Source organism: Caulobacter sp. BE264 (assembly GCF_031457805.1).
In the GTDB taxonomy this organism is placed as follows: domain Bacteria; phylum Pseudomonadota; class Alphaproteobacteria; order Caulobacterales; family Caulobacteraceae; genus Caulobacter.
This window is the reverse complement of record NZ_JAVDXI010000001.1, coordinates 892957-915486: the sequence shown is the minus strand read 5'-3', so window position 1 is coordinate 915486 and position 22530 is coordinate 892957. Positions and strand designations below refer to the sequence as shown.

The following is a 22530-nucleotide window of genomic DNA, read 5'->3' as shown; positions in this document are numbered from 1 at the left end:
CGGGCGACGAAGGCGACATTGGGAACAAGGCCGCCTCGTTCGGGGCGGTCGGGAGAAACGGATGAGTTCGAACACCCTGGACCGCGCGCTGGTCCTGGACGCCGTTCGCGTGGCCGAAGCCGCCGCCATCGCCTCGTGGACGATGCTGGGCCGCGGCGACGAGATGGCCGCCGATCAGGCTGCGGTCGACGCGATGCGCAACGCCCTCAACGAACTGGATATCGATGGCGAGATCGTCATCGGCGAAGGCGAGCGCGATGAAGCGCCGATGCTCTACATCGGCGAGAAGGTGGGCACGGGGAAGGGCCCACGCATCGACATCGCGCTGGACCCGCTGGAAGGCACGACCCTGGCCGCCAAGTCCCAGCCCAATGCGCTGACGGTGATGGCCTGGGCGCCGAAGGGCACGCTCCTCAACGCGCCAGACACCTATATGGACAAGATCGCCTGCGGTCCTGGCCTGCCGGCTGGCGTAATCGACCTAGATCGTTCTCCCGCCGAGAACATTCAGGCGGTGGCCGACGCCAAAGGCGTGGCGCCGTCCGAGATCACCGTGTGCGTTCTCGACCGACCGCGCCATGCCGAGATCATCGCCGGCGTGCGCGCTGCGGGCGCCCGGATCCACCTGATCACCGACGGTGATGTCGCAGGGGTGATCAACACGACGGATCCGTCGACGGGCATCGACCTCTATCTCGGTTCCGGCGGCGCGCCCGAAGGCGTGCTGGCCTGCGCGGCGCTGAAGTGCGTTGGCGGGCAGTTCCAGGGACGCCTGCTGTTCCGCAACGCCGACGAACGCGCGCGCGCCGTGCGTTGGGGCGTCACGGACCTCGACAAGAAGTACGACCTCCACGAGATTGTTCGTGACGAGGCGATCTTCGCTGCGACAGGCGTTACCCGTGGCGGCCTGTTGGACGGCGTCGTCTATCGCGACGGCTGTGTTCACACCCATACGCTGGTGATGAACTCCTCGACGGGCACGGTCCGTGAAGTTCGCATGAAGCGGAAGGTCTGAAATCTTCCTGTCACGGCCGTCGCCAAGATCGGCCGCCCTGATTTCGGTTTGAGGACGAGAATGACTGCTTTTGTCGACCTGGCCGCCCGGCTCGCGGCCGAGCCGGCGGACGCCGCCCTGAAGGACGTGGTCCTTGCCATCGCCGAGACGTGCGCGAGGATCAGCCGCACCGTGGCGTCGGGGGCGCTGTCGGGAAGTCTGGGCGCTGCGGGCAGCACCAATGTCCAGGACGAAGAGCAGAAGAAGCTCGACGTCATCACCAACGACATGCTGAGCGACGCCCTGAAGGCCTGTGGTCCCGTGGCGGGCCTGGCCTCTGAGGAGCTGGAAGAGGTCGAGCCCACCGGCCGTGTCGGCGGTTACCTGGTCACCTTCGACCCGCTGGACGGCTCCAGCAATATCGATGTCAACGTCTCGGTGGGAACGATCTTCTCGGTTTTGCCGGCGCCCGCCGGCCATGCGCCGGCTGAAGCTGATTTCCTGCAGCCGGGCCGCAACCAGGTCGCGGCGGGCTATGCGGTCTACGGGCCCCAGACGATGCTGGTCGTCACGCTCTCGAGCGGCGTGAACGGCTTCACGCTCAGCGCTGACGGCCGTTGGTTGCTGACCCACCCCGACTTGGTCATCAAGCCGGACACGGCCGAGTTCGCGATCAACATGTCCAATCAGCGTCATTGGGCGGCGCCTGTGCGCCGCTACATCGACGGCTGCGTTCAGGGCAAGGACGGCGCGCGGGGCAAGAACTTCAACATGCGCTGGGTGGCGTCGATGGTGGCTGACGTCCACCGGATCATGATGCGCGGCGGGGTCTTCATGTATCCCTGGGATGCGCGTGAGCCGGACAAACCGGGCAAGCTTCGCCTCATGTACGAGGCCAACCCGATGAGTCTGCTGGTCGAACGCGCGGGCGGCAAGTCGATCGAAGGCCTGGCCGAAATCCTGGATATCAAGCCGAGCAAGCTTCACCAGCGCGTGCCCGTCATCCTGGGCTCGGCGAACGAGGTCGAAGTCATCCGCGCTCAGATGCGGGCCGGCTGACCGACGTCCGGCCCTGTCGTGCGGGCGCCGCATGGTTCGAATCCTCGCGACAAGCTAGGCTCGCCCGATGCCCGCCGATGGTGTCACCTCTATTCCCCCTAGCGCCTTCTTGGGCGTTGAACGATCGCTGAGCGGTCGCAGCTGGCGCGAGCGGCCGGCGGATATGGCGGTTGTCCGTGAAATCCAGCAACGTCACGGCCTGATCGAGCCCTTGGCCCGGGCGCTGGTGTCGCGGGGCGTGACCCTCGAACAGGCGGAGCACTACCTGCGCCCGACGCTTAAGGCGCTGTTTCCAGATCCATCGCGGTTCACCGACATGGACCGGGCGGCCGAGATCCTGATCGACGCTCTGGAGCGCGGCCGACCGACCATGGTGTTCGCCGACTATGACGTCGACGGGGCCACCAGCGCCGCGCAGTTGGTCCGGTGGTTCCGCCATATGGGCGTTGAGCTGCCGATCTATATTCCAGACCGCCTGACCGAGGGTTATGGACCGAGCCCGGCGGCGTTCCGCAAAATCCGAGATAGCGGCGCTGAGCTGGTTGTCACTCTCGATTGCGGCGCGGCGGCTTACGACGCGATCGCCAGCGCCGGAGAAATCGGGCTCGAGGTCGTGGTGATCGACCATCACCTTATGCGCGAGGACCCGCCGGCCGCCGCAGCCGTAGTCAACCCGAATCGGCCAGGATGCCAAAGCGGGCAGGGCGTGCTGGCGGCTGCCGGGGTCACGTTCGTGCTGCTGACGGCGCTGAACCGCGAAGCGCGTAAACGGGGCCTGGTCACCGAGGATCGACCGCAGCCCGATCCACGCCAATGGCTGGATCTCGTCGCGCTTGGCGAGGTCTGCGACGTCACTCAGTTGGTTGGCTTCAACCGCGCGCTAACGTCGCTGGGTCTGCGCGCCATGGGGAGTTGGGCCAACCCTGGCCTGAAGGCGCTCTTCGAGGTTGGCAAGGGTTCGGGCGATCCTTCGGTGTTCACCGCCGGCTTCATCCTTGGCCCCCGCATCAACGCCGGCGGTCGGGTGGGGCGATCCGACCTCGGTGCGCGTCTTCTGTCCACGGATGATCCGCTGGAAGCGCGCGCGCTCGCCGAAGAGCTCGACAGCCTCAACACTGAGCGCAAGGCGGTCGAGGCCGCCGTCGTCGAAGAAGCAGCGGCGATGCTGGAGCGTGGCAGCAATTTCAACCCCGACGCGCCGGTGATCGTGGTGGCTGGCGACAATTGGCACCCGGGCGTGATCGGCATTGTCGCCGGCCGCCTTCGCGAGCGCTATCGCAAGCCCGTCGTGGTGATCGGGATCGATCGCGCGGCCAATGTCGGCAAGGGCTCCGGCCGCTCGCAGCCCGGTGTCAATCTCGGCAAAGCGATCCAGGCGGCGTTCGAGGCGGGCCTTCTCATGGCCGGCGGCGGCCACGCGATGGCCGCGGGGTTGTCGATCCGTCCCGAGATGATTCCTGAGTTGCGCGCCTTTCTAGAAGAGCGCTTGGCGGGCGAAATGGAGGCTGTTGGCGTCGAGGCTGTGGAGATCGACGCCTTGGTTCAGCCGAGAGCGGCGAATCGGGCTCTGCTGGATGACTTCCAGCGCCTCGCGCCGTTCGGTCCGGGAAACCCCGAGCCCTTGTTCGCGCTGACCCAGGTTAGGCCCGACCGCGTCTCCGTGCTGAAGGGGGGGCATGTCCGGATGGATCTGGTTGGTCCGACGGGCGATCGCCTGAAGGCGATCAGCTGGCGAAGCGCCGAGACCCCACTGGGGCAACGACTGCTGGCGGGCGACGGTCCGCTGGATGTGGTCGGCAAGCTCAAGCCCGATGACTACATGGGCCGCAATGGCGTGCAGCTCGAGATCGAGGACGCCCATGATCCCCGAGCGCGCTACGCGGGCTGACTTGCGACGCGCCATGAAGGTGGGGACGGGGAAAAGTACGGACTAAAAAAAGTACTTTGGAGCGGGTTGCGCACCCCAAACGGTGCGGCTATACACCCGCTTCCTCGCGGGGCCGTGGTCCCTTCGTCTATCGGTTAGGACGCCAGATTTTCAATCTGGAGAGAGGGGTTCGACTCCCCTAGGGACTGCCACCCGCGAGGCCATATATCGGCTATGTTCCGCTTCGGCGGTGATGTGGTCCCTTCGTCTATCGGTTAGGACGCCAGATTTTCAATCTGGAGAGAGGGGTTCGACTCCCCTAGGGACTGCCATCTTCGGCTGTATTTCAGAATTGTTTCTACATTGTGGCTGCGACGAAATGTCGCGGAGCGTGCTTTCGCGCGATTTTCGCGCGATTCCGCCATTGACGGCTCTCCTCACGCGAGAACACTGTTCTTGTAGTGCTTGCTCCGATGGGCTGATTGGGCAAGCCAGAGGGGTGGGATGTCTGGTTACGATTTTGAGGACGCTGCGGCGCACGAAGAGTTCGTGCGCATCTGCGGCAAGGTGAAGTGGTTCGACGCCGGCAAAGGCTACGGGTTCATCGTACCGGATGACCCCGGGCAGACCGGGCTCAAGGACGTGCTTCTGCATGTGACGTCGCTGCGCAATTGCGGACGCGAAACCGCCATGGAAGGCGCCGTAATCGTGTGCGATGTCGTTCGTCGGCCGAAAGGCTGGCAGGTCAGCGAGGTCGTGAATCTCGACGAGAGCAGCGCCCCGTCGCCGTTGGAGCGTCAGAGGCGCACGTTCGCCGAAAATCCCGTAAGACGGGATGGTCTCCGTGACGGCCACGGTCGCGGCGCTCTGGCGCCGGAAGGTCCCGCCGAGCACGCCAAGGTGAAGTGGTTCAACCGCACCAAGGGCTATGGCTTCGTCATCCGGGACGCTGAACCCGGCGATATCTTCGTGCATATCGAGACGCTGCGACGCGGCGGTCTTGAGGATCTGCAGCCGGGTGATGACGTTCTGGTGCGGTTCGCGCGCGGCCCCAAGGGGCTGGTCGTCGCCGAGATCACTGCGGGCGACACCTGACTTTCCCCGTTCGTCTCGGAAAGCTAACCTCGCGAGAGGCTGGCTTTCCGTGAGGCGATGTGTGACCGAGTCGATGATCCATAGGCGGACCTTCTTGACCGGGGCCGCGCTCGTCGCCAGCGGCGGGTCGGCGTTCGCCGCGAGCAAGCTGGAGACCGTCGAGATCATTACGAGCCGCGGGCGCACGCGGTTTCAGGTCGAGATCGCTGCGACAAAGGCAGAGCAGGAGCGGGGCCTTATGTTCCGTAAGTCGCTCGCGCCTGATCGCGGCATGCTCTTCACTTACAAGCGCCCGCAACCGGTCGCTTACTGGATGAAGAACACGCTTATCCCCCTGGATATCCTCTACATCCAGGCCGATGGCCGGGTTCTGTCCATCGCTCGCAACGCGCGCCCTCACGACCTCACCCCCCTGGCGTCGGGTGGTCCTGTGCTGGGCGTGCTGGAAATCGCGGGCGGTCGCGCCGCGCAGCTGGGCATCCTGCCGGGCGATCGCGTGCTGCATCGCATCTTTCCGAAGTAAACAGGTGCGAGCCTTTGTTGATCCGCGCGCCGAACCCCTGTAGAGCAGCCGCCTGCCGATGTTTCGGAGCGTAGCGCAGCCTGGTAGCGCATCTGTTTTGGGAGCAGAGGGTCGCAGGTTCAAATCCTGCCGCTCCGACCATCGGTAAGGCACTTTGGGAGAGGTCCATGCTGGCCCGCATCTATCGCCCCGCCAAGAACGCCATGCAGTCCGGCAAGGCCAAGACCAAGGACTGGGTGCTAGAGTTCGAACCGGCCAGCGCGCGCAAGCCCGACCCGCTGATGGGGTGGACCACCTCCAGCGACATGAACGGCCAGGTCCGCCTGACCTTCGAAACGCGCGACGAGGCCATCGCCTATGCTCAGCGCTATGAGATCGCCTTCCAGCTCTTCGAACCCAAGACTCCGAAGCGCATTTTGAAGGCCTACGCCGACAATTTCGCGGCGAACCGCAAGCAGCCCTGGACTCACTAGGACTGCCGCGTCCCGAGCCGGCGAGCGCGCGCCCTTAGCTCAGTTGGATAGAGCATTCGCCTTCTAAGCGAACGGTCGCAGGTTCGAATCCTGCAGGGCGCGCCAGACCAGACAATAGGCATGCAAGCCGGTGTCGCGATTGCCTGGGAGGCCATTGCGTTCGACTGGGCGCTTGGTCGAAGGCGGCATGCGGCGCCTTCCGTCCCGTGCTCAAGCCGTTGTTCTAGTGTTCGGTGCGGCGTCGCGGGCGGCCAATTGCTGACGAATGGCGTCGTGTGCGGCCTTGTCCATTCTGTGGCCAAAGATCAGCGCCGCCCCTGCAAGTCCCAGCAATGCCGGCGCCAAGGAGAAGGCGCTCGATAACGCGGCTAGGGCGGTCGGATCATTGTTGGCCCCGAGATCGGCCCGGAAGCCCATGGCTTCGATCGCGGTCACCGCCGCGAAGACCGCGAAAGCGGACCCGATTTTAACGGAGCCGCTGAGCAGGCCAAAAAGCAGGCCGCTGCGGTCGACCCCGCTGTGCAAGCGCTCTTCGTCCCCCAGATCCGCCATCATCGCCCGAAGAAGGATCGGGCCCGCGCTGTACGGAAGACCGGCCAGCGTCATGGTGACGATCGCCCAGGCCAAGCCGTGCGGAGCGATCAACACTGCTGCCTGCGCGATCGAATAGGCGATCGCGGCGATGGTCAAAGCGCGATGCTTGCCGAACGTGCGACCCAACCGGGACCAGAGCGGCGCGCCGGCGAGAGCCCCGACGAAATAGAGCAGTAAGAGCAGGCCGGCTTCAGAACGGTCCCAGCCTCGAACGGCTTCGAAAAAGAAGAAGAACAGCGTGCCCGCAATGACGGGGCCCGTACCGATCAAGATATCCGCTCCAAGCAGACGCAAGACAGAAGGGCGACGCAGGAGCGTGACGTACTGCCGCCAATCTGAGGTGTTGGCGTTCGGCGGGGTGAAAGGCTCGTGGACGGCGATAAGAGCGACAAGAATGGCGGCCGGCAGGGCCAACACCACGAACCAGCCCATCGCGCGAACGCCAGCGGCGTAGTCGAGTCCAAAGACGCTCTTCATCAACGGCGGCATCGTCAGCACGATCAGCGTGCCCAGCACCGTGAACGCCTGCCACCAGCCAAACAGCCGCGTTCTTTGGCTATACTCCGGGGCGATGCGCGCGGCCCAAGCGACATGCGCCATGGACGCCATGGATTGTCCCAGAAATCCCATGATCAGCCAGAGGAGAATATAGCCGCCGCCGACGCCCGGCCGCGCCATGAACAACATCCAGACCGCGAGCACGGCGATCGGTAGTCCGGTCAGCAGCCAAGGCCTGAAACGGCCAAAACGAGTATTTGTCTTGTCGATCGCGAACCCAAGGGTCGGATCCAGCCACAGATCGAAAAGTCGAACGATCGCGAAGGCAAGACCAATGTCGCCAAGGTCTACGCCGAGGTCTGTGGCGTAGTAGTTTGGCAGATAGACGACCACAGGCATCAGCATTGCAGCGACCGGAACACACGGCAGCGCAAAGGCGGCGAGTCGCCATGTGCTCATCGGCGCAAGGTCGCCTTTTCTATCGCCCTGGCTGATGGCGGCCTCCCGACTTGGTTCTTGTTATCTGATCACATTCCACGACGCGGAAAGTCGACGCAATCCAGTTCGATGAGTCCGGCCGGGCGCACCGATGGGCCGTGTTCGCGTCGAGGTCCGGCGTGTGTTCAGAGGGCTCTTGGCCAGACGGCCCCGGGCTGGGCTGCTATTCATCGACGGTGAAACTGTCACAACCGCAGGCTAGGACGCCGCCATGCCGATGATTTCTTGTAAGACGCGCCAAGGCCTTTTGGGCGCTGCGGTGGTGATGGCGCTTTTTGCGGACGTCATGACGACGACCGCCTTCGCCCATCCTGGACACGCGGTTCAGCCCGTCGCCCCGGCCCACCGGAAATCACCGCCGGTCAAGGCCTCCGAGCGCCGGTGGCTGGCGGGCGATCATCACGTGCATAGCTGGTTCAGCGTCTCCTTGAAGCCTGGCGCCGATCCGTCGCAGCCTCCGATCCTGGTCAAGGCGGGCGACGCGGTGAATCCGATCACCGTCAACGCCCGGATGGCCGCCAGGCATGGCCTGGCGTGGATGGTCGCCACTGATCACGGCGGCCCGAACCATTCGAAACTGAACCGCGATGAAGCCTATCCCGAATTGCTACGTGCGCGCGTCGAGACGCCGAGCGTCCTGCAGTTCTGGGGTATGGAGCTCGATACGCCCGCCGCTGAGCATTCCAGCGTGATCCTCCCGCATTCGGCGGGTGAACGGGACGCGTTGTTTGGCATTGAAAGTCGCTACAATCGGCGTGAGCCTTGGCCGGCCGATCCGGCGCGCAATCAGGAGGCCTTCATGCTGGAGGCCTTGAGGCACATGAAAGCCTTGGCCGATCCCCCGATCGTGATCGCCAACCATCCGTCGAGGTCGGCTACGGGCGTGGGCCAGTATGGGTTGGTGTCCCCCGCCGAGCTGCGCAACTGGAACGACACCGCCCCCGACGTCGCCGTCGGCATGGAAGGCGCGCCAGGTCACCAAGCGTCGAGCCTCAAGCCGGACGGCTCGCCGAAGCCGCAAGGCGATCGTGGCGGCTACGGGCGCGCGCCGACCATGGGGGGATTTGACCAGATGACCGCCAAGCTGGGCGGCTTCTGGGACGCCATGCTGGGCGAGGGGCGTCGCTGGTGGGTCACCTCGACCTCGGACTCCCACCGCCACTACACGGACGGCGGCGAGGACTTCTGGCCTGGCGAGTATTCCAAGACCTATGTGAAGGCCGCACGCACGTACGACGACGTCCTGGATGGTCTGCGCACTGGCCGCATCTTCGTGACGTTGGGCGATCTGGTCTCGGAAGTTGACGTCACCGCCACTGCCGCCGGCGCCAAGGCCGATATCGGCGGCCGTCTGGAGGTCCCGGCCGGCTCGGATGTCACGGTCGTGATCCGCGTGCGTGACCCTGCAGGCAAGAACTTTGGCGGCTTCTCGCCCAGCGTCGCACGCATCGACCTGATCCAAGGCGATATCGTGGGCCCCGCGAGTGACCGCGCGCTGGACGCCAACCCCACCACGCGCGTCGTGCGCGCCTTCCCGCCGTCGTCTTGGGCGCGCGAAGGCGAGACGCTGTCGATGGTCCATGTGCTCAAAAACGTTCGCGGCCCGACCTACATCCGCGTGCGCGGGACGAACGGCGCAGAAGGTGAGCCGCTGCCGGATCCTCTGGGGGAGGATCCCTGGTCAGACCTGTGGTTCTACGCCAACCCGATCTTCATCGTCACGAAGTAGGCAAGGCCGGCGCAGGCTGCCGTCCGGGCGGATTTGCGGATTAGCCGTTCCGCCTACACCGCGCCGGCTTTACGGACCGGCCGTACTCCCGCCTCGCGGAGCGCGGCGATCGTTGGGAAGCCGTCCACGGCCATCAGCAGGTCGAGCTCGGCGAGGATGCATTTCAGGACGTGAGCGACGCCGTCGACACCGCCGACCGAAAGGCCGTACGCGTAGGGGCGGCCAATCCCAACCGCGCGCGCGCCCATCGCCAGCGCCTTGGCCGCGTCTGAGCCGGATCTGATCCCTGAGTCGAACAAGACCGGCGTGTCCCCACTGGCCGCGACGACGTCTTCCAAGAGATCGATCGCGGCGATCCCTCCGTTGGCCTGGCGACCACCGTGGTTCGAGCAAAAGACGCCATCCACCCCAAGGTCGACGGCGCGACGCGCATCGTCTGGGTGACAGATGCCCTTCAGCACGATCGGCAGTTTCGTGACGGACCTCAACCAGGGCAGATCCTCCCAGGTCAGAGTCTTGCCGAACAGGCCGCCCCAGGTGCGGATCGCTGTGGCCGGGTCTTCGGCGACCGGCCTACCCAAGAGGCGCAGGAAACGCGGATCAGTGAAGTAGTTCTGCAGGACATGGCCGCGCAGTTGCGGGAAGTTCGCGTCGTTGAGATCGCGCGGCCGCCAGCCGGTCACCCAGGTGTCGAGGGTCACCACCAGAGCCTTGAATCCGGCCGTCTCGGCGCGTCGGATGAGGCTTTCGGCCAGCTCCTGGTCCTTGGGCGTGTAGAGCTGAAAAAAGCCCACTCCGTCGCCGAGCGCCGCGCCGACCGCCTCGATCGGGTCATTGGCCAAGGTTGAGGCCATGACGGGAACTCCCGTTCGCTGGGCGGCCACCGCAGTGGCGATGTCTCCATGACCGTCCTGGGCGCACATGCCAATCACCCCGATAGGGCTCATGAACAGCGGAGTCGGCAGCTTGAGGCCGAAGAGCTCGATCGACAGGTCGCGCTTTGACGCATCCACCATCATACGCGGCACGACCCCCCAGTCGTGGAACGCCTCGGCGTTGCGTCTCTGGGTGAACTCATCGCCACAGCCACCTTGGACATAGCTCAGCAGATCGGGCGACATAGCGGCGGTGGCGCGCGCCTCCAGGGTTTTAAAGTCGACCGGCCATTTGGGGCGGACGCCCTGCAGGCCGGCCCCATAGATCTCATTCTGGTAGTCGCCGTAGTGAGCCATGGACCCCGCCTCCCGTATGTCTTTGCTTTGACTCACTGTAGCGCGCCAAACGCATGTTTGAAGGGGCGTTCGGCGCGACAGCGCGGACTTGTCCAGCGTCCTGAAACGCCCCCGACGCTATTCCGTCGGGGGCTTATGAGCCCTAAGCGCCGCGGGCCAGCCGGCCAGCGCGCACCGCTTGGGCCAGGTCATCCAGGAGGCGCACCGAGGTGTCCCAGTCGACGCAGGCGTCTGTGACCGACTGACCATAGGTCAGGGGCAGCCCGGGAAGGATATCCTGACGACCCGCGACCAGATTGCTCTCGATCATCACGCCCATGATCGGCGAAGCGCCGGTCGCGATCTGGGCGCAGACCTCGGCGACCACGGCGGGTTGGTTCTCATGGTTCTTGCCGCTGTTGGCGTGGCTGACGTCAACCATGATGCGCTGTGGCAACCCGGCCTTGGCCAGCACTTCGGCGGCGGCGGCGACGCTGGCGGCGTCGTAGTTCGGGGTCTTGCCGCCACGCAGAACCAGGTGGCAGTCGCCATTCCCGGTTGTCGTGGCGATCGCCGCGCGGCCCTCCTTGGTGACCGCCAGGAAGTGGTGCGGTTGGGACGCGGCCATGACGGCGTCGACCGCGATCTTCACATCGCCATTGGTGCCGTTCTTGAAGCCGACCGGGCACGAAAGGCCGGACGCCAGCTCGCGGTGGATCTGGCTCTCCGTGGTGCGGGCGCCGATCGCGCCCCAGGCGACGAGGTCGGCGATGTACTGTGGGGTGGTGACGTCCAGGAACTCGCAGGCGGCGGGCAGACCTTGCGCGCTGACGTCCAGAAGAACCCGACGCGCGAGACGCAGGCCCTCATTGATCCGGAAACCGCCATCCAGGCCGGGATCGTTGATGAGGCCCTTCCAGCCCACGGTCGTACGCGGCTTCTCGAAATAGACACGCATGATCACTTCCAACTCGCCCGCGTGCCGCTCGCGCTCGGCGGCCAGGCGGCGGGCGTAATCGATCGCCGCCTTGGGATCATGGATCGAGCAAGGACCTATGACCACGACGAGCCGGTCGTCGTTGCCGTGCAGGATTTGGTGAACCGCCTGTCGCGCCCCTCCGACGATCTCGGCCACCGACGAGGTGGCGGGCGCCTCCCCGATAACCTGAGCCGGTGGACTCAAGGTCTGGAGCTTTTCGATCCGCAGGTCATCGGTGGGAACGGGGAGAGTGACGAGGTGGGCGGTGGAAGGCATTGGCGCGACTCCGGAAACTGGGAGGTCCGGCGGCCATCAAAAAAGCCGCCCGGGAGACCCCTGGCGGCTGGTGAAGATATTCGATGGGCCTGATCTCAGGCCAAACGATCCCCTCCCGGCGCCAGAGGCGTCGGATAGCTAAAATACCAAAACTGCTGTTGGCAGGCGGCGAGGGTCATCAGGTTGAAGCCTAGACACAAGATTGCCAGATGTCACGCCCCCAAGTTCGCTTTGCTACGCGAGCGACTTGGGGGCGCAAGAGAGCCCGCTGCATGGCGAGCTCTCGTCCAGACTAAGGCTTGGCGGACAACGCTTTGAGATCCGCGTCGACCTTGGCGACCATCTCGTTGGTGATCTGGCCTTCGGCGTAGGCTTGGAGCTCCCGCAGGCTCATCGACTTGAACTGCTCAAAAGCGGGATGCTTGGCGAGCGTGGGCAAGGTCTTTTCGAGGGCCGCCTTGGCGGCTGGATCGGCGACCACCGCCTGCAGCGGGGTGTCTGCGGAGAAGGCGCTCGCCGCCGCCGCCGCCGGCGGCGGCGATGCGTTCTGAGCCAAGGCCGGCGTGGTCAGAAGTGCGGCGAGGACAAGGCCGGTCGCGAAACGCATCTGGGATGCTCCATTTTGAAAGAGGACTCACAGAGGACAGCAGTCTGACGCCTGCGGTCAAGGCCAGCCGTTGCGTTTCGAGGACACGCGGCTTCAAGCGATCGTCTCAGGAATCGAGATCAAACTAGGTAGTCGTGCGTATGCGACAAGCTGCGCGCGATCGCACGGAAGTCACCGACGGTTAATCTCTAGATTGAATGCTTGTCCGAGTTTGTAGGGGCGGTCATGATCGGGTTCGATAGCATTGAAGCGCAGCGGCGCACGGGCGGAAAGCTGGTCCTGGCTTGCAATGCGGCGATGGTGGTGTTGACGCCGATCGCGAGCCTGGTTGCGAGCAATCCGATCATCCCGTTGGCGGGCGTCGCGACCGCTTTGGCGCTGGTGGCGTTCGTCGCCTACCGGCTCGCAGCTGATCATTTTGTTCAGCGGCTTGTCTCGGCGCTTGTTCTTGTCGCCCAGGTTGGGCTCTTCGTCCTCGCGTTCAGCGGTAGCCCCCTGCAGGAAGAGGCGCGAATGGCCTTCCTGGCCGCGCTGGCCCTGCTGGTGGCGTATGGGGAGTGGCGGATCATCGCCGCGGGGGCGCTCGCTGTTGCGGTATGCCATGGCGCTGCGGAACTCATCGCGCCCCATGCGCTGGGCGGTGGCGGGGGGCTGATGGCCACGGCGTTTGCAATCGGCGTAACGGCCGCCACGGCCTGGTCGTTGATCTGGATGACCGCAGGGGTCTCGCGCCTGTTCTCGACGGTTTCGGCGCGCACCCACAACGCCGAGAGAGCGGCCGAACAGGCTGAGGAGGCCCGTGAAGCGGTGTTGGCCGAGCGCAATGCGCGCGAGCAATCCGTCGCCGAACGCGCCGCCCTTAAGGCCGCGATGGAAGCCGAGCAGAACTTGGTCGTCGCAGAGTTGGACGCCGCGATCACCAAACTGGCCGATGGTGACCTGACCTCGCGTCTGAACCAGAGCTTCGCCGAACGCTACGAGGGGCTTCGCGCCAACTTCAATCAGGCGCTTGAACGCCTGGAGGCGGCTATGGCCGATGTGACCACGCGCGCTTCGACCATGAGCGCCGGGGTCAACGACATGAGCCGCGCCTCGGATGAACTGGCCCGTCGCACCGAACAGCAGGCCGCCAGCCTAGTCCAGACCGCCACCGCCCTCGGCCAAGTGACCGTCGCGGTCAACGAGACCGCCGAGAATGCGCGCCAGGCCAACGCCGCCGCCGAAGGCGCGCGCCAGGAGGCTGAACGTTCCGACCCGGTCGTGACCGAAGCGGTCGACGCCATGACTCAGATCGAGACCTCGTCCGGCCAGATCGGGCGGATCATCGGCGTGATCGACGAGATCGCCTTCCAGACCAATCTCCTGGCGTTGAACGCCGGCGTGGAAGCGGCGCGTGCGGGCGAGTCGGGGAGGGGTTTCGCCGTCGTCGCCCAGGAAGTCCGGGCGCTGGCTCAGCGGTCCGCCGACGCAGCCAGCGAGATCAAGACCTTGATCAGCGCTTCGACGGCCCAGGTTTCGGCGGGGGTTGAGCGCGTGGCGCGGACACGAGAGGCGCTGCAGAGGATCGTCGCGCGAGTCGCCGAGATCGATAGCCAGGTCAACGCCATTGCTCGCTCCGCGAACGATCAAGCCCAGAGCCTGCGGGAGGTGAACACCACCGTTGGCGAGATGGACCGTGTGGTGCAGCAGAACGCGGCCATGGTGGAGGAGACAACGGCCGCGGCGCATGCGCTTCGATCAGAAGCGCAGGATCTCAGCGATCGCATGGGTCTTTTTAAGATCGCGAGAAGCGTAAGCAGCGGCGTCCGACGCGTCGCCTGACCGAGTTACAAGGCGGAGCAACGCTTCTAGCGTTGCTCCGGGTCAACGCCGAACGTGCCCGTCGCCTAGCGGCATGAGCCCGGCGTTTCCTAGATCGCGGTGACGCGCGCTGCGGCTCGCGCAGGGCTGCGAAGGCGCGCCATGGCAAGACCAACGGCCACCATTGTGAAACCGACGGCGACGTAGCACGCAGGGCAGTGCCCAGCGAACGCCCAAGCGTCTTGGCTGGATGTGCAGAGTGAGCCCGTCAGGAGGCGAGGCGCGGCTTCACCCAAGGCCACCGCCCAGCTGACGAACGCCAAAGCGCCGGCGAGCGGAACGCTGTTGCGGACCAGGACCTCAAGATGGGGCACGTGATCAATCTCCCATGACATGGGCGCACCATGGCCCTTGTTTGGGAAGGGGGCTTTGATGCGTGTCAAAGCCGGAGGAGTCGTGGCATGACATCCAGGGGCGAGGTTCGCCCCAGGGAGTCCGTATGTCCGCAACCACACTTAGAAGCGCCGGCCCGCCAGCGGGCTCCGCGGCGCTTCTCGCCATTTCTGTCGTCGGCGCCTTCCTGGCGATTCTCGGCGCTGGTCTCACCCATGATCCGATATTCCGTCTGCAGATCGGAACGTTCGCGCTGGCTGGCGTCCTCGCCGCCTTCGCCCTGAACGCCGGTTTGGCGGGCGGGACGCTGCAGGATCATCCCGATGAATATTCAGACAACGTGGTCAAGGCGGGCGTGATCGCCACCATGTTCTGGGGCGCGGCGGGCCTACTCGTCGGGGTGATCATCGCCGCCCAGCTGTCCTGGCCGACGGTCTTCTACTTCCCGGACCTGGGCTTCCTGAACTTCGGCCGTCTGCGGCCGCTGCACACCTCGGCGGTGATCTTCGCGTTTGGCGGCAACGCCCTGATTGCGACGTCCTTCTATGTCGTGCAGCGCACCTGCAAGGCGCGACTGGCCGGCGGCATCACGCCGTGGTTCGTGTTCTGGGGCTACCAGCTGTTCATCGTGCTGGCCGCCACCGGTTATCTGATGGGCGCGACCCAGGGCAAGGAGTACGCTGAGCCTGAGTGGTACACCGACCTGTGGCTGACGATCGTCTGGGTCGCCTATCTCCTGGTGTTCCTCGGCACGATCTGGAGGCGCAAGGAACCCCACATCTATGTGGCTAACTGGTTCTACCTGGCGTTCATCGTCACGGTCGCGCTTCTGCACCTTGTGAACAACGCCGGCGTCCCCGTTGGTCTCCTGAGCTCCAAGTCCTACGGCGTGTTCGCCGGCGTTCAGGACGCTCTGGTCCAGTGGTGGTACGGCCACAACGCCGTCGGCTTCTTCCTGACCGCCGGCTTCCTGGCCATGATGTACTACTTCGTGCCCAAGCGCGTTGAACGGCCGGTCTACAGCTACCGTCTGTCGATCGTGCACTTCTGGGCGCTGATCTTCATCTACATCTGGGCCGGTCCTCACCACCTGCACTACACGGCGCTGCCGCAGTGGGCGCAGACCCTGGGCATGACCTTCTCGATCATGCTGTGGATGCCCAGCTGGGGCGGCATGATCAACGGCCTGATGACCCTGTCGGGCGCGTGGGACAAGCTGCGCACCGACCCCGTCGTCCGCATGATGGTCGTCTCGATCGCCTTCTATGGCATGTCGACCTTCGAAGGCCCGGTGATGTCGATCCGCGCGGTCAACGCACTCAGCCACTACACCGACTGGACCATTGGTCACGTGCACTCCGGCGCTTTGGGCTGGGTCGGCTTCATCAGCTTCGGCGCGATTTACTGTCTGGTGCCGTGGCTCTGGAAAAAACCAGGGATGTACTCGAACAAGCTGATCGAGTGGCACTTCTGGATCGCGACCACCGGGATCCTGCTCTACATCGCCGCGATGTGGGTGTCGGGCATCATGGAAGGCCTGATGTGGCGGGAATACACCCCGCAGGGCTTCCTGGCCTACAGCTTCATCGAGACGGTGTCGGCCAAGCACATCGAGAACGTCATCCGGACGGTCGGCGGCCTCATGTACCTGAGCGGCGCCCTGATCATGATCGTCAACATGTGGAAGACGATCGCTTCGCCCTCCGCCGCGCCGGCCGACGCTTCGGCTGCTCCCGCCACCGCGATCGCCTGAGGTCCCTGATGTCCATCTGGAAGCACCACGCCAAGTTCGAGCGGCATTCGCTGCTGCTCGTCGTCGGCATCCTCCTGGTCGTCTCGATTGGCGGCCTCGTTGAAATCGCCCCGCTGTTCTGGCTGCAGGGCACGATCGAGAAGGTCCAGGGCGTGCGCACCTACACGCCGCTGGAGCTGGCCGGGCGCGACATCTATGTCCGCGAGGGCTGCTACCTCTGCCACTCGCAGATGGTCCGCCCGCTACGCGACGAGGTCGAGCGCTACGGCCACTACAGCCTGGCGGCCGAGAGCATGTACGACCACCCGTTCCAATGGGGGTCCAAGCGCACCGGTCCTGACCTGGCGCGTGTCGGCGGCAAGTACTCCGACAGCTGGCACCGCGATCACCTGATCGATCCGCGCTCGGTCGTGCCGGAGTCGGTGATGCCGCCCTACAAGTTCCTGGCCACCAATGAGCTGGACTACAGCGACATCGCCGATCGCATGAAGGCCCAGAAGGCGGTCGGCGTGCCTTACACGGCCGATCAGATCACCAACGCCAAGAAGGATCTCGAGGCGCAGGCCGATCCGTTCTCGACCGACGCCGTGGCCCTGCGCGGCCGGTACGACGCCAAGGTCGTCAACCGCGACTTCGACGGCGACCCGAACAAGGTCAGCGAGATGGACGCCCTGGTCGCCTATCTCCAGATGCTGGGCACGACCGTCGACTTCAAGACGTACAAGGCCCACGCGCCGGAGAACCAACGATGAGCGGTCTCTCCTACGAAACCGTGGCGCGCTTCGCGCAGCAGTTCGGGCTGATCTATTTCGGCCTGATCTTCCTCGCCGGCGTCGCCTACGCCCTCCGGCCCTCCAAGAAGGCCGAATTCCAACACGCCGCGCGCATGCCGCTGGACGACGGGGAGCAACCCTGATGGCCGACCGTAAGATCGATGACGCCACGGGCGTCGAAACCACCGGCCACGAATGGGACGGCATTCGCGAGCTGGATAATCCGCTGCCGCGCTGGTGGCTGTGGATCTGGTACGCCTCCATCGCCTTCTCGATCGGCTACTGGGTGCTGATGCCCGCTTGGCCGGGACTGAATGGCTACACCAAAGGTCTGCTGAACAAGTCCGACCGGGCGGAGGTTGGCCAGGAGCTCAAGGCGCTCGAGGCGCATCGGGGTGAGGGCGCGGCCATGCTGCGCACCGCCAGCCTCGAGCAGATCGAGAAGGACCCGAAGCTTCAGGCCTACGCCCAGCAGGTCGGCCAGTCGGTGTTCGGCGACAACTGCGCCACCTGCCACGGCATCGGCGGCACGGGCTCCAAGGGCTACGCCAACCTTCGCGACGACGTTTGGCTGTGGGGCGGCAAGCTGGAGGACATCCAGTACACCATCACCCACGGGATCCGTTCGGGAGCGGAGGGCGCGCGCGTCTCGCAAATGCCCGCTTACGGCCGCGACGAGATGCTCAAGCCCGAGCAGATCGACGATCTGACCGAGTATGTGGTGAACCTGTCGCGTCGCCCCGCCGACGCCGGGGGGGTCGCGCGCGCGGCGCCTCTGTTCGAGGCCCAGTGCTCGGCCTGCCATGGTCCGCAGGGCCTCGGCAACCAGCAGCTTGGCGCGCCGAACCTGACGGACGCCGACTGGCTGTTCGGCTCGGATCGCGCGTCCATTCGCGGCCAGATCTATGCCGGCAACGGCGGCGTCATGCCCGCTTGGGGCGGTCGTTTGAGCCCCGAAACGATCAAGGCGCTCAGCGTCTACATCCACAGTAACGCAGGCGGTCAGTAGGGCCCATGCCCACGCTTATCGACAACACTCCGCCCAAACCTGACACCCGCTCGGCGGTCTCCGCCGCCGAGCGGGCCAAAGGCAAGGGCGACGCCAAGGGCAGCCTCTACAAGCCGCGCCAACCGATCTATCCCAAGCTTGTCCATGGCAAGTGGCGGATGGTGAAGTGGGTTCTGCTGATCGCCACCCTCGGCGTCTATTACATCACGCCCTGGATCCGTTGGGGGCGGCCGGAAGGCTTTCCGCAGCAGGCGGCGCTGGTCGATTTCACTGGCCGGCGCTTCTACTTCTTCGACATCCAGCTCTGGCCGCAGGAAGTCTATCTCTTTACCGGCGTGCTGATCGCCGCAGCGCTGGCGCTGTTCCTCACGACGGCGCTGTTTGGCCGCCTCTGGTGCGGCTATGCCTGTCCGCAGACCGTTTGGACGGACCTCTACATCGTCGTCGAGCGGCTCTTCGAGGGCGATCGCAACGCCCGGATGCGTCTGGACGCCGCGCCGCTGTCCTTCGACAAGATCTGGCGCAAGACCGGCAAGCACCTGACCTGGCTGGGCATCGCTTTCGGCACGGGCGGCGCCTGGATTTTCTATTTTCACGACGCGCCGACCCTGATCCGCACCTTCTGGATCGGCCAGGCGCCCGCCACGGCTTATGTGTCCTGCGCCCTGCTGACGGCGACCACCTACATCTTCGCCGGTTGGATGCGCGAGCAGGTCTGCACGTACATGTGTCCCTGGCCCCGGATCCAGGGCGCGATGCTGGACCAGCACTCGCTGCAGGTGACCTATCTGCGCGAACGCGGCGAGCCGCGCGGGGCCCACAAGAAGGGCCAGAGCTGGGAAGGACGCGGTGACTGCATCGACTGTCGCCAGTGCGTCGTGGTCTGCCCGATGGGCATCGACATCCGCGACGGCTCGCAGCTGGAGTGCATCAACTGCGGCCTCTGTGTCGACGCCTGCGATGACATTCTTGCGAAGCTGGGCCGGCCCACAGGCCTCATCGCCTATGACACGGACGCGGCGGTCGCCGCGCGCACCTGCGGCCAGAAGGCCGTCTACAAGCCTGTCCGCTCGCGCACGATCTACTACGCCGTGGCGCTCGCCCTGGTGGGCGGCTTGACGCTCTGGTCCTTGGTCACGCGCCCCAAGGCTGACCTTCACGTCATCCGTGACCGCAACCCGACGTTCGTGCGGATGCACGACGGCGCGGTGCGCGACGGCTACACGCTGAAGATCACCAACCGCACCTTCGCCGAACGTCGCTTCGATATCACGTTCGAAGGCGTGCCGGGCGCGCGGCTCAGCCAGCCCGGACAGACCGCTCAGACCGTGACCTTGGTTGCGCCCGCCGACCAGGTGGTCTCGGCCAGGATCTTCGTCACGGCTCCCGCTGACGCCAATCTGGCCGGCAGCGTGCCTGCTCGGTTCATCGCCAAGTCCGGCGACATCACGGCCGAGTCCAAGACCGTTTTTCTTTCTGGAGCTGCGAACCCGCAATGACGATCGCCGCGCAATCCGTCACGACCGCCACCTCGCGCAAGGGCCAGATCACCGGCTGGCATGTTCTGATCGGCGTGGTCGCCTTCTTCGTCCTGATCATCGCCGTGGACGTCGTGTTCATGGTGCTGGCCTACCGGACCTTCTCGGGTCAGGTCGCGTCCAATCCCTATGAGGCGGGTCTCGCCTTCAACAAGACCCTGGCCCAACGCGAGCGCGAGGCCGCGTTGGGTTGGGGGGCGTCCGTGGAGACGGAGAGCGCAGGCGCGGTGGTCGTTCGTGTGCGCGACCGTGCTGGGCGGCCGCTTGATCGGCTTTCGGTGACCGGATCGCTCGCGCGTCCGGCCACCGAGGTTGGCAAGCAGGTGCTCGACTTCAAGCCGCTGGGCGACGGCCGCTATCGGGCCACAGCCAAGTTGGACGGCGCCTGGGATCTGCGCGCGACGGCGCGCGACGCCCAGAACGCCTTTGAACTGGAAGCGCGCCTGGTGTCGCAATGAGCCACAGCCTCGCCCTGCATCGTGATCTGGAGGCTTTCGTTCGGCGCGACGACGCCGGGCGAGGGCGTTTTGAACTACTCGTGCGCGGGGCCCGCTGCGCCGGCTGCATCAGCAAGATCGAGAAGGCGGTCCGCGCCCTTCCGGGCGTGGAGGCCGCGAGACTGAATTTGACGACCGGAAAGTTGTCGGTGGAATTGGCTGGCAAGGTCTCCGATCCCGGGCGCGTGCTGGAAGCCGTCGAGGATCTCGGCTACCGCGCTTGCCTGTTCGATCCGGCCGAGGCCGAGGCGGCGCAGGACAAGGAGGGCAAGGAACTCGCCCTGGCCCTCGGCGTCGCGGGCTTTGGCGCCGGAAACGTCATGATGTTCACCGTGCCGGCCTGGGCGGGACTGTTCGGGCAGGAACTGACGCCCGCCACGCTGACCTTGATGTACTGGATGGCGGCGATCGTCGCCACGCCCTGTGCATTGTTCGCCGGCCGGCCGTTCTTCCGCTCGGCCTGGGCCTCATTGCGGCGCGGCAAGGCCAACATGGACGTGCCGATCTCGATCGGCGTGATCCTCACTTTGGTCGTCAGCTTCTCCGAGACCCTGCTGGGCGGCAAGCACGCCTATTTCGACGCAGCGGTCACGCTGCTGTTCCTGCTGCTGATCGGTCGCTACCTGGATCACCGCCTGCGGGCGGGCGCCCGCTCTGCCGCGCGTGATCTTCTGGCGCTCCAGGCGCCAGTCGCCATGCGTCTTACCGACGGGATCGAGCAGGGCGTTCCCGTCGCGGACATTCGCGTAGGCGACCTGCTGGCGGTTACGCCCGGCGAGCGCATTCCGGTCGACGGCCTGGTCGAGCAGGGCGCTTCCGAACTCGATAACGCCCTCATCACCGGCGAGACGGCGCTCGCGCCCGTCGCCGCCGGCGCCCGTCTGCATGCCGGCGCGCTGAACCTGTCGGGCCGACTGGTCATGCGCGCCACGGCGCGGAGCGAGGACTCCACGCTCGCCGCCATCGCCCGACTGATGGAAGCCGGCGCCCAGGCGCGCTCGACCTATGTGCGGCTCGCCGATAAGGCCGCCGCGCTCTATGTGCCGGTGGTCCACACAGCCGCGGCCCTCACGTTCGTCGGCGGTTGGGCGCTGGGCCTTGGGCCGCGCGAGGCGCTGCTCCGCGCTGCGGCAGTGCTGATCGTCACCTGTCCGTGCGCCTTGGGCCTGGCGGTTCCGGCTGTCCAGATCGCAGCGAGCAGCCGGCTGTTTCGCAAAGGCGTCCTGGTCAAGTCCGGCGCGGCTCTGGAGCGGCTGGCCGAGGCTGACCACGTTGTCTTCGACAAGACCGGCGTTCTGACCGAGGGGCGTCCGGCGCTTATCGACGCGCCCGCTCACCTGGTGACGCTGGCGGCGCCGCTGGCGCGCGCCTCCCGCCACCCGTTGGCGCGCGCTCTGGCGGCCGAAGCCGGCGCCGGGCCGGTCGCACAAGACTGCGTCGAGACGGCCGGGCAGGGCGTCGAGGGCGTGATCGACGGTCGCCGCGCCCGTCTGGGCCGCGCCGCCTTTGTCGGCGTCGAGGCCGGCGGCGTCCGGGAGACCGAGCTGTGGTTCGGCTTCGAGAACGACGTGAAGATCCGCTTCGCCTTCGAAGATCGTCCGAGAGCCGACGCCCAGGCGGCGATCGCCCAACTTCGCGCGCTGGGTCTGTCCGTCGAGATCCTTTCGGGCGATGTCGAAGGGCCGGTCCGCGACGTGGCGCGCGAGGTCGGTGTCAGCGAGTGGCGCGCGGGCCTGACGCCGGTCGAGAAGGCCGCAGCGGTCGATGCGCTAAAGGTCCAGGGCAAAAAGGTGCTGATGGTTGGCGACGGTCTCAACGACGCCGCCGCCCTCGCCAAGGCGCACGCCTCGATGGCGCCAGGCGCGGCGGTGGACGCCGCCCAGAACGCGGCCGATCTGGTCTTCACGGGGGATGAGCTCGCCGCCGTTGTCGAGTCGATCGAGACCGCCCGCGAGTCCCGCCGTCGCGCTCTGGAGAACTTCGGCTTCTCGGCGCTCTATAACCTTGTCGCCACGCCGGCGGCGATGTTCGGACTGGTCAATCCGTTCGTGGCGGCCCTGGCGATGTCGGGCTCGTCGATCGTGGTCTTACTCAACGCGGCTCGCCCGCGCCTCCGGAGTTTCCGCCGATGAACATCGTCCTCTTCCTGGCGCCCGCCTCAATCGGTCTGGGCGCACTGGGCCTGCTGGCGTTTTTCTGGACGATGAAGGCAGGGCAGTACGACGATCCCAAGGGCGACGCCGAGCGGATCCTCTATGATCATCTCGACGACAAGCCGCCAGCCAGCGAACGGTGAGCAATACTTAAGGAGCCGCAATCGGTTATGCGGCTTTCTAGTCTGACACAGGTCAAATACTGAACGGG

At 65.7% G+C, this 22530-nt stretch carries 22 protein-coding genes and 4 tRNA genes; 20 read left to right on the top strand and 6 right to left on the bottom strand.

The features are described from left to right. The first annotated feature begins 61 nt into the window (after positions 1 to 61). From glpX to J2X45_RS04380, 10 genes are all read left to right on the top strand, one after another. Positions 62 to 1015 (top strand): class II fructose-bisphosphatase, encoded by a 954-nt coding sequence (glpX, locus tag J2X45_RS04425; protein WP_310211688.1) that lies wholly within the window; start codon positions 62 to 64, stop codon positions 1013 to 1015. 60 nt (positions 1016 to 1075) lie between these two features. Beyond that, positions 1076 to 2053: a class 1 fructose-bisphosphatase gene (locus tag J2X45_RS04420; protein ID WP_310211685.1), complete on the top strand. Its 978-nt coding sequence runs from the start codon at positions 1076 to 1078 to the stop codon at positions 2051 to 2053. A 67-nt stretch (positions 2054 to 2120) separates the two neighbouring features. Further along, a complete protein-coding gene (gene recJ, locus J2X45_RS04415) occupies positions 2121 to 3941 on the top strand; it encodes a single-stranded-DNA-specific exonuclease RecJ (protein WP_310211682.1) in 1821 nt (606 codons plus the stop codon). Positions 3942 to 4057: 116 nt separating this feature from the next. Then, positions 4058 to 4132 (top strand) — tRNA-Glu (locus J2X45_RS04410). A 45-nt stretch (positions 4133 to 4177) separates the two neighbouring features. Next, a tRNA-Glu gene (locus tag J2X45_RS04405) sits at positions 4178 to 4252 on the top strand. Positions 4253 to 4424: 172 nt separating this feature from the next. Beyond that, positions 4425 to 5015, top strand: a complete 591-nt coding sequence (gene cspD / locus J2X45_RS04400; RefSeq protein WP_310211679.1) for a stationary phase survival cold shock domain protein CspD — start codon at positions 4425 to 4427, stop codon at positions 5013 to 5015. After that, positions 4942 to 5538 carry a DUF192 domain-containing protein gene (locus J2X45_RS04395; RefSeq protein WP_310211677.1) on the top strand — a complete coding sequence of 199 codons (597 nt, stop codon included), beginning with the start codon at positions 4942 to 4944 and terminating at the stop codon, positions 5536 to 5538. The genes cspD and J2X45_RS04395 overlap by 74 nt, the downstream gene beginning before the upstream one ends. 64 nt (positions 5539 to 5602) lie before the next feature. Continuing rightward, positions 5603 to 5679, top strand: a tRNA-Pro gene (locus J2X45_RS04390). Between the two features lie 26 nt (positions 5680 to 5705). Beyond that, the gene (locus tag J2X45_RS04385; protein ID WP_310211675.1) at positions 5706 to 6011 is read left to right on the top strand and encodes an ETC complex I subunit; all 306 of its coding nucleotides are present in this window, start codon (positions 5706 to 5708) and stop codon (positions 6009 to 6011) included. Positions 6012 to 6039: 28 nt separating this feature from the next. Beyond that, positions 6040 to 6116: transfer RNA gene (locus tag J2X45_RS04380), tRNA-Arg, on the top strand. 105 nt (positions 6117 to 6221) lie between these two features. On the opposite strand, the gene J2X45_RS04375 is transcribed toward J2X45_RS04380, so the two are convergent. Continuing rightward, positions 6222 to 7562, bottom strand: coding sequence for an MFS transporter (locus tag J2X45_RS04375; protein ID WP_310211672.1), 1341 nt, complete (start codon positions 7560 to 7562; stop codon positions 6222 to 6224). A gap of 250 nt (positions 7563 to 7812) precedes the next feature. Between J2X45_RS04375 and J2X45_RS04370 the strand changes: the two genes are divergently transcribed. Then, positions 7813 to 9330: a phosphoesterase gene (locus J2X45_RS04370; RefSeq protein WP_310211670.1), complete on the top strand. Its 1518-nt coding sequence runs from the start codon at positions 7813 to 7815 to the stop codon at positions 9328 to 9330. A gap of 53 nt (positions 9331 to 9383) precedes the next feature. Here the strand turns inward: J2X45_RS04370 and J2X45_RS04365 are convergent, their stop codons facing one another. From J2X45_RS04365 to J2X45_RS04350, 4 genes are all read right to left on the bottom strand, one after another. Then, complete coding sequence (locus J2X45_RS04365; RefSeq protein ID WP_310211668.1) at positions 9384 to 10562, bottom strand: lactate 2-monooxygenase; 1179 nt, start codon at positions 10560 to 10562, stop codon at positions 9384 to 9386. Positions 10563 to 10704: 142 nt separating this feature from the next. Further along, entirely contained in the window at positions 10705 to 11796 is a 1092-nt protein-coding gene (locus J2X45_RS04360) for a 3-deoxy-7-phosphoheptulonate synthase (RefSeq protein WP_310211666.1), read from the bottom strand. A gap of 95 nt (positions 11797 to 11891) precedes the next feature. Continuing rightward, positions 11892 to 11975, bottom strand: coding sequence for a hypothetical protein (locus tag J2X45_RS04355; protein WP_127847013.1), 84 nt, complete (start codon positions 11973 to 11975; stop codon positions 11892 to 11894). 113 nt (positions 11976 to 12088) lie between these two features. Next, positions 12089 to 12403 (bottom strand): hypothetical protein, encoded by a 315-nt coding sequence (locus J2X45_RS04350; protein WP_310211664.1) that lies wholly within the window; start codon positions 12401 to 12403, stop codon positions 12089 to 12091. Positions 12404 to 12628: 225 nt separating this feature from the next. On the opposite strand from J2X45_RS04350, the gene J2X45_RS04345 reads away from it, so the two are divergent. Next, on the top strand, positions 12629 to 14224 hold the full coding sequence (locus J2X45_RS04345) for a methyl-accepting chemotaxis protein (protein WP_310211663.1): 1596 nt from the start codon (positions 12629 to 12631) through the stop codon (positions 14222 to 14224). 89 nt (positions 14225 to 14313) lie between these two features. Here the strand turns inward: J2X45_RS04345 and J2X45_RS04340 are convergent, their stop codons facing one another. Further along, the gene (locus J2X45_RS04340) at positions 14314 to 14577 is read right to left on the bottom strand and encodes a hypothetical protein (RefSeq protein WP_310211661.1); all 264 of its coding nucleotides are present in this window, start codon (positions 14575 to 14577) and stop codon (positions 14314 to 14316) included. A 125-nt stretch (positions 14578 to 14702) separates the two neighbouring features. Here J2X45_RS04340 and ccoN point away from each other — a divergent pair, with 125 nt between their 5' ends. From ccoN to ccoS, 8 genes are read left to right on the top strand one after another with little or no spacing between them, the layout of a single operon-like run. After that, positions 14703 to 16349 (top strand): cytochrome-c oxidase, cbb3-type subunit I, encoded by a 1647-nt coding sequence (gene ccoN / locus J2X45_RS04335; protein WP_310211659.1) that lies wholly within the window; start codon positions 14703 to 14705, stop codon positions 16347 to 16349. A gap of 8 nt (positions 16350 to 16357) precedes the next feature. Beyond that, complete coding sequence (gene ccoO, locus J2X45_RS04330) at positions 16358 to 17101, top strand: cytochrome-c oxidase, cbb3-type subunit II (RefSeq protein WP_310211657.1); 744 nt, start codon at positions 16358 to 16360, stop codon at positions 17099 to 17101. Further along, positions 17098 to 17265 carry a cbb3-type cytochrome c oxidase subunit 3 gene (locus tag J2X45_RS04325; protein ID WP_096033060.1) on the top strand — a complete coding sequence of 56 codons (168 nt, stop codon included), beginning with the start codon at positions 17098 to 17100 and terminating at the stop codon, positions 17263 to 17265. The genes ccoO and J2X45_RS04325 overlap by 4 nt, the downstream gene beginning before the upstream one ends. Beyond that, positions 17265 to 18131, top strand: a complete 867-nt coding sequence (gene ccoP / locus J2X45_RS04320) for a cytochrome-c oxidase, cbb3-type subunit III (protein ID WP_310211655.1) — start codon at positions 17265 to 17267, stop codon at positions 18129 to 18131. Before J2X45_RS04325 ends, ccoP begins: the two co-directional genes overlap by 1 nt. 5 nt (positions 18132 to 18136) lie before the next feature. Beyond that, positions 18137 to 19630, top strand: a complete 1494-nt coding sequence (gene ccoG / locus J2X45_RS04315; RefSeq protein WP_310211654.1) for a cytochrome c oxidase accessory protein CcoG — start codon at positions 18137 to 18139, stop codon at positions 19628 to 19630. After that, positions 19627 to 20127: a FixH family protein gene (locus J2X45_RS04310; RefSeq protein WP_310211653.1), complete on the top strand. Its 501-nt coding sequence runs from the start codon at positions 19627 to 19629 to the stop codon at positions 20125 to 20127. Before ccoG ends, J2X45_RS04310 begins: the two co-directional genes overlap by 4 nt. Next, on the top strand, positions 20124 to 22298 hold the full coding sequence (locus J2X45_RS04305; protein ID WP_310211651.1) for a heavy metal translocating P-type ATPase: 2175 nt from the start codon (positions 20124 to 20126) through the stop codon (positions 22296 to 22298). Before J2X45_RS04310 ends, J2X45_RS04305 begins: the two co-directional genes overlap by 4 nt. Further along, complete coding sequence (ccoS, locus tag J2X45_RS04300; protein ID WP_010919284.1) at positions 22295 to 22462, top strand: cbb3-type cytochrome oxidase assembly protein CcoS; 168 nt, start codon at positions 22295 to 22297, stop codon at positions 22460 to 22462. The genes J2X45_RS04305 and ccoS overlap by 4 nt, the downstream gene beginning before the upstream one ends. The last annotated feature ends 68 nt before the right edge of the window (positions 22463 to 22530 follow it).

Bases quoted from the DNA above. Each gene is read 5' to 3' on its own strand.
- J2X45_RS04360 (WP_310211666.1), bottom strand. From the start codon at position 11,796: ATGCCTTCCACCGCCCACCTCGTCACTCTCCCCGTTCCCACCGATGAC.
- cspD (WP_310211679.1), top strand. From the start codon at position 4,425: ATGTCTGGTTACGATTTTGAGGACGCTGCGGCGCACGAAGAGTTCGTG.
- ccoP (WP_310211655.1), top strand. From the start codon at position 17,265: ATGGCCGACCGTAAGATCGATGACGCCACGGGCGTCGAAACCACCGGC.
- recJ (WP_310211682.1), top strand. From the start codon at position 2,121: ATGCCCGCCGATGGTGTCACCTCTATTCCCCCTAGCGCCTTCTTGGGC.
- J2X45_RS04350 (WP_310211664.1), bottom strand. From the start codon at position 12,403: ATGCGTTTCGCGACCGGCCTTGTCCTCGCCGCACTTCTGACCACGCCG.
- ccoN (WP_310211659.1), top strand. From the start codon at position 14,703: ATGTCCGCAACCACACTTAGAAGCGCCGGCCCGCCAGCGGGCTCCGCG.
- J2X45_RS04355 (WP_127847013.1), bottom strand. From the start codon at position 11,975: ATGACCCTCGCCGCCTGCCAACAGCAGTTTTGGTATTTTAGCTATCCG.
- J2X45_RS04305 (WP_310211651.1), top strand. From the start codon at position 20,124: ATGAGCCACAGCCTCGCCCTGCATCGTGATCTGGAGGCTTTCGTTCGG.
- ccoO (WP_310211657.1), top strand. From the start codon at position 16,358: ATGTCCATCTGGAAGCACCACGCCAAGTTCGAGCGGCATTCGCTGCTG.
- J2X45_RS04395 (WP_310211677.1), top strand. From the start codon at position 4,942: ATGACGTTCTGGTGCGGTTCGCGCGCGGCCCCAAGGGGCTGGTCGTCG.
- ccoS (WP_010919284.1), top strand. From the start codon at position 22,295: ATGAACATCGTCCTCTTCCTGGCGCCCGCCTCAATCGGTCTGGGCGCA.
- glpX (WP_310211688.1), top strand. From the start codon at position 62: ATGAGTTCGAACACCCTGGACCGCGCGCTGGTCCTGGACGCCGTTCGC.
- J2X45_RS04310 (WP_310211653.1), top strand. From the start codon at position 19,627: ATGACGATCGCCGCGCAATCCGTCACGACCGCCACCTCGCGCAAGGGC.
- J2X45_RS04345 (WP_310211663.1), top strand. From the start codon at position 12,629: ATGATCGGGTTCGATAGCATTGAAGCGCAGCGGCGCACGGGCGGAAAG.
- J2X45_RS04420 (WP_310211685.1), top strand. From the start codon at position 1,076: ATGACTGCTTTTGTCGACCTGGCCGCCCGGCTCGCGGCCGAGCCGGCG.
- J2X45_RS04385 (WP_310211675.1), top strand. From the start codon at position 5,706: ATGCTGGCCCGCATCTATCGCCCCGCCAAGAACGCCATGCAGTCCGGC.
- J2X45_RS04375 (WP_310211672.1), bottom strand. From the start codon at position 7,562: ATGAGCACATGGCGACTCGCCGCCTTTGCGCTGCCGTGTGTTCCGGTC.
- ccoG (WP_310211654.1), top strand. From the start codon at position 18,137: ATGCCCACGCTTATCGACAACACTCCGCCCAAACCTGACACCCGCTCG.
- J2X45_RS04325 (WP_096033060.1), top strand. From the start codon at position 17,098: ATGAGCGGTCTCTCCTACGAAACCGTGGCGCGCTTCGCGCAGCAGTTC.
- J2X45_RS04370 (WP_310211670.1), top strand. From the start codon at position 7,813: ATGCCGATGATTTCTTGTAAGACGCGCCAAGGCCTTTTGGGCGCTGCG.
- J2X45_RS04365 (WP_310211668.1), bottom strand. From the start codon at position 10,562: ATGGCTCACTACGGCGACTACCAGAATGAGATCTATGGGGCCGGCCTG.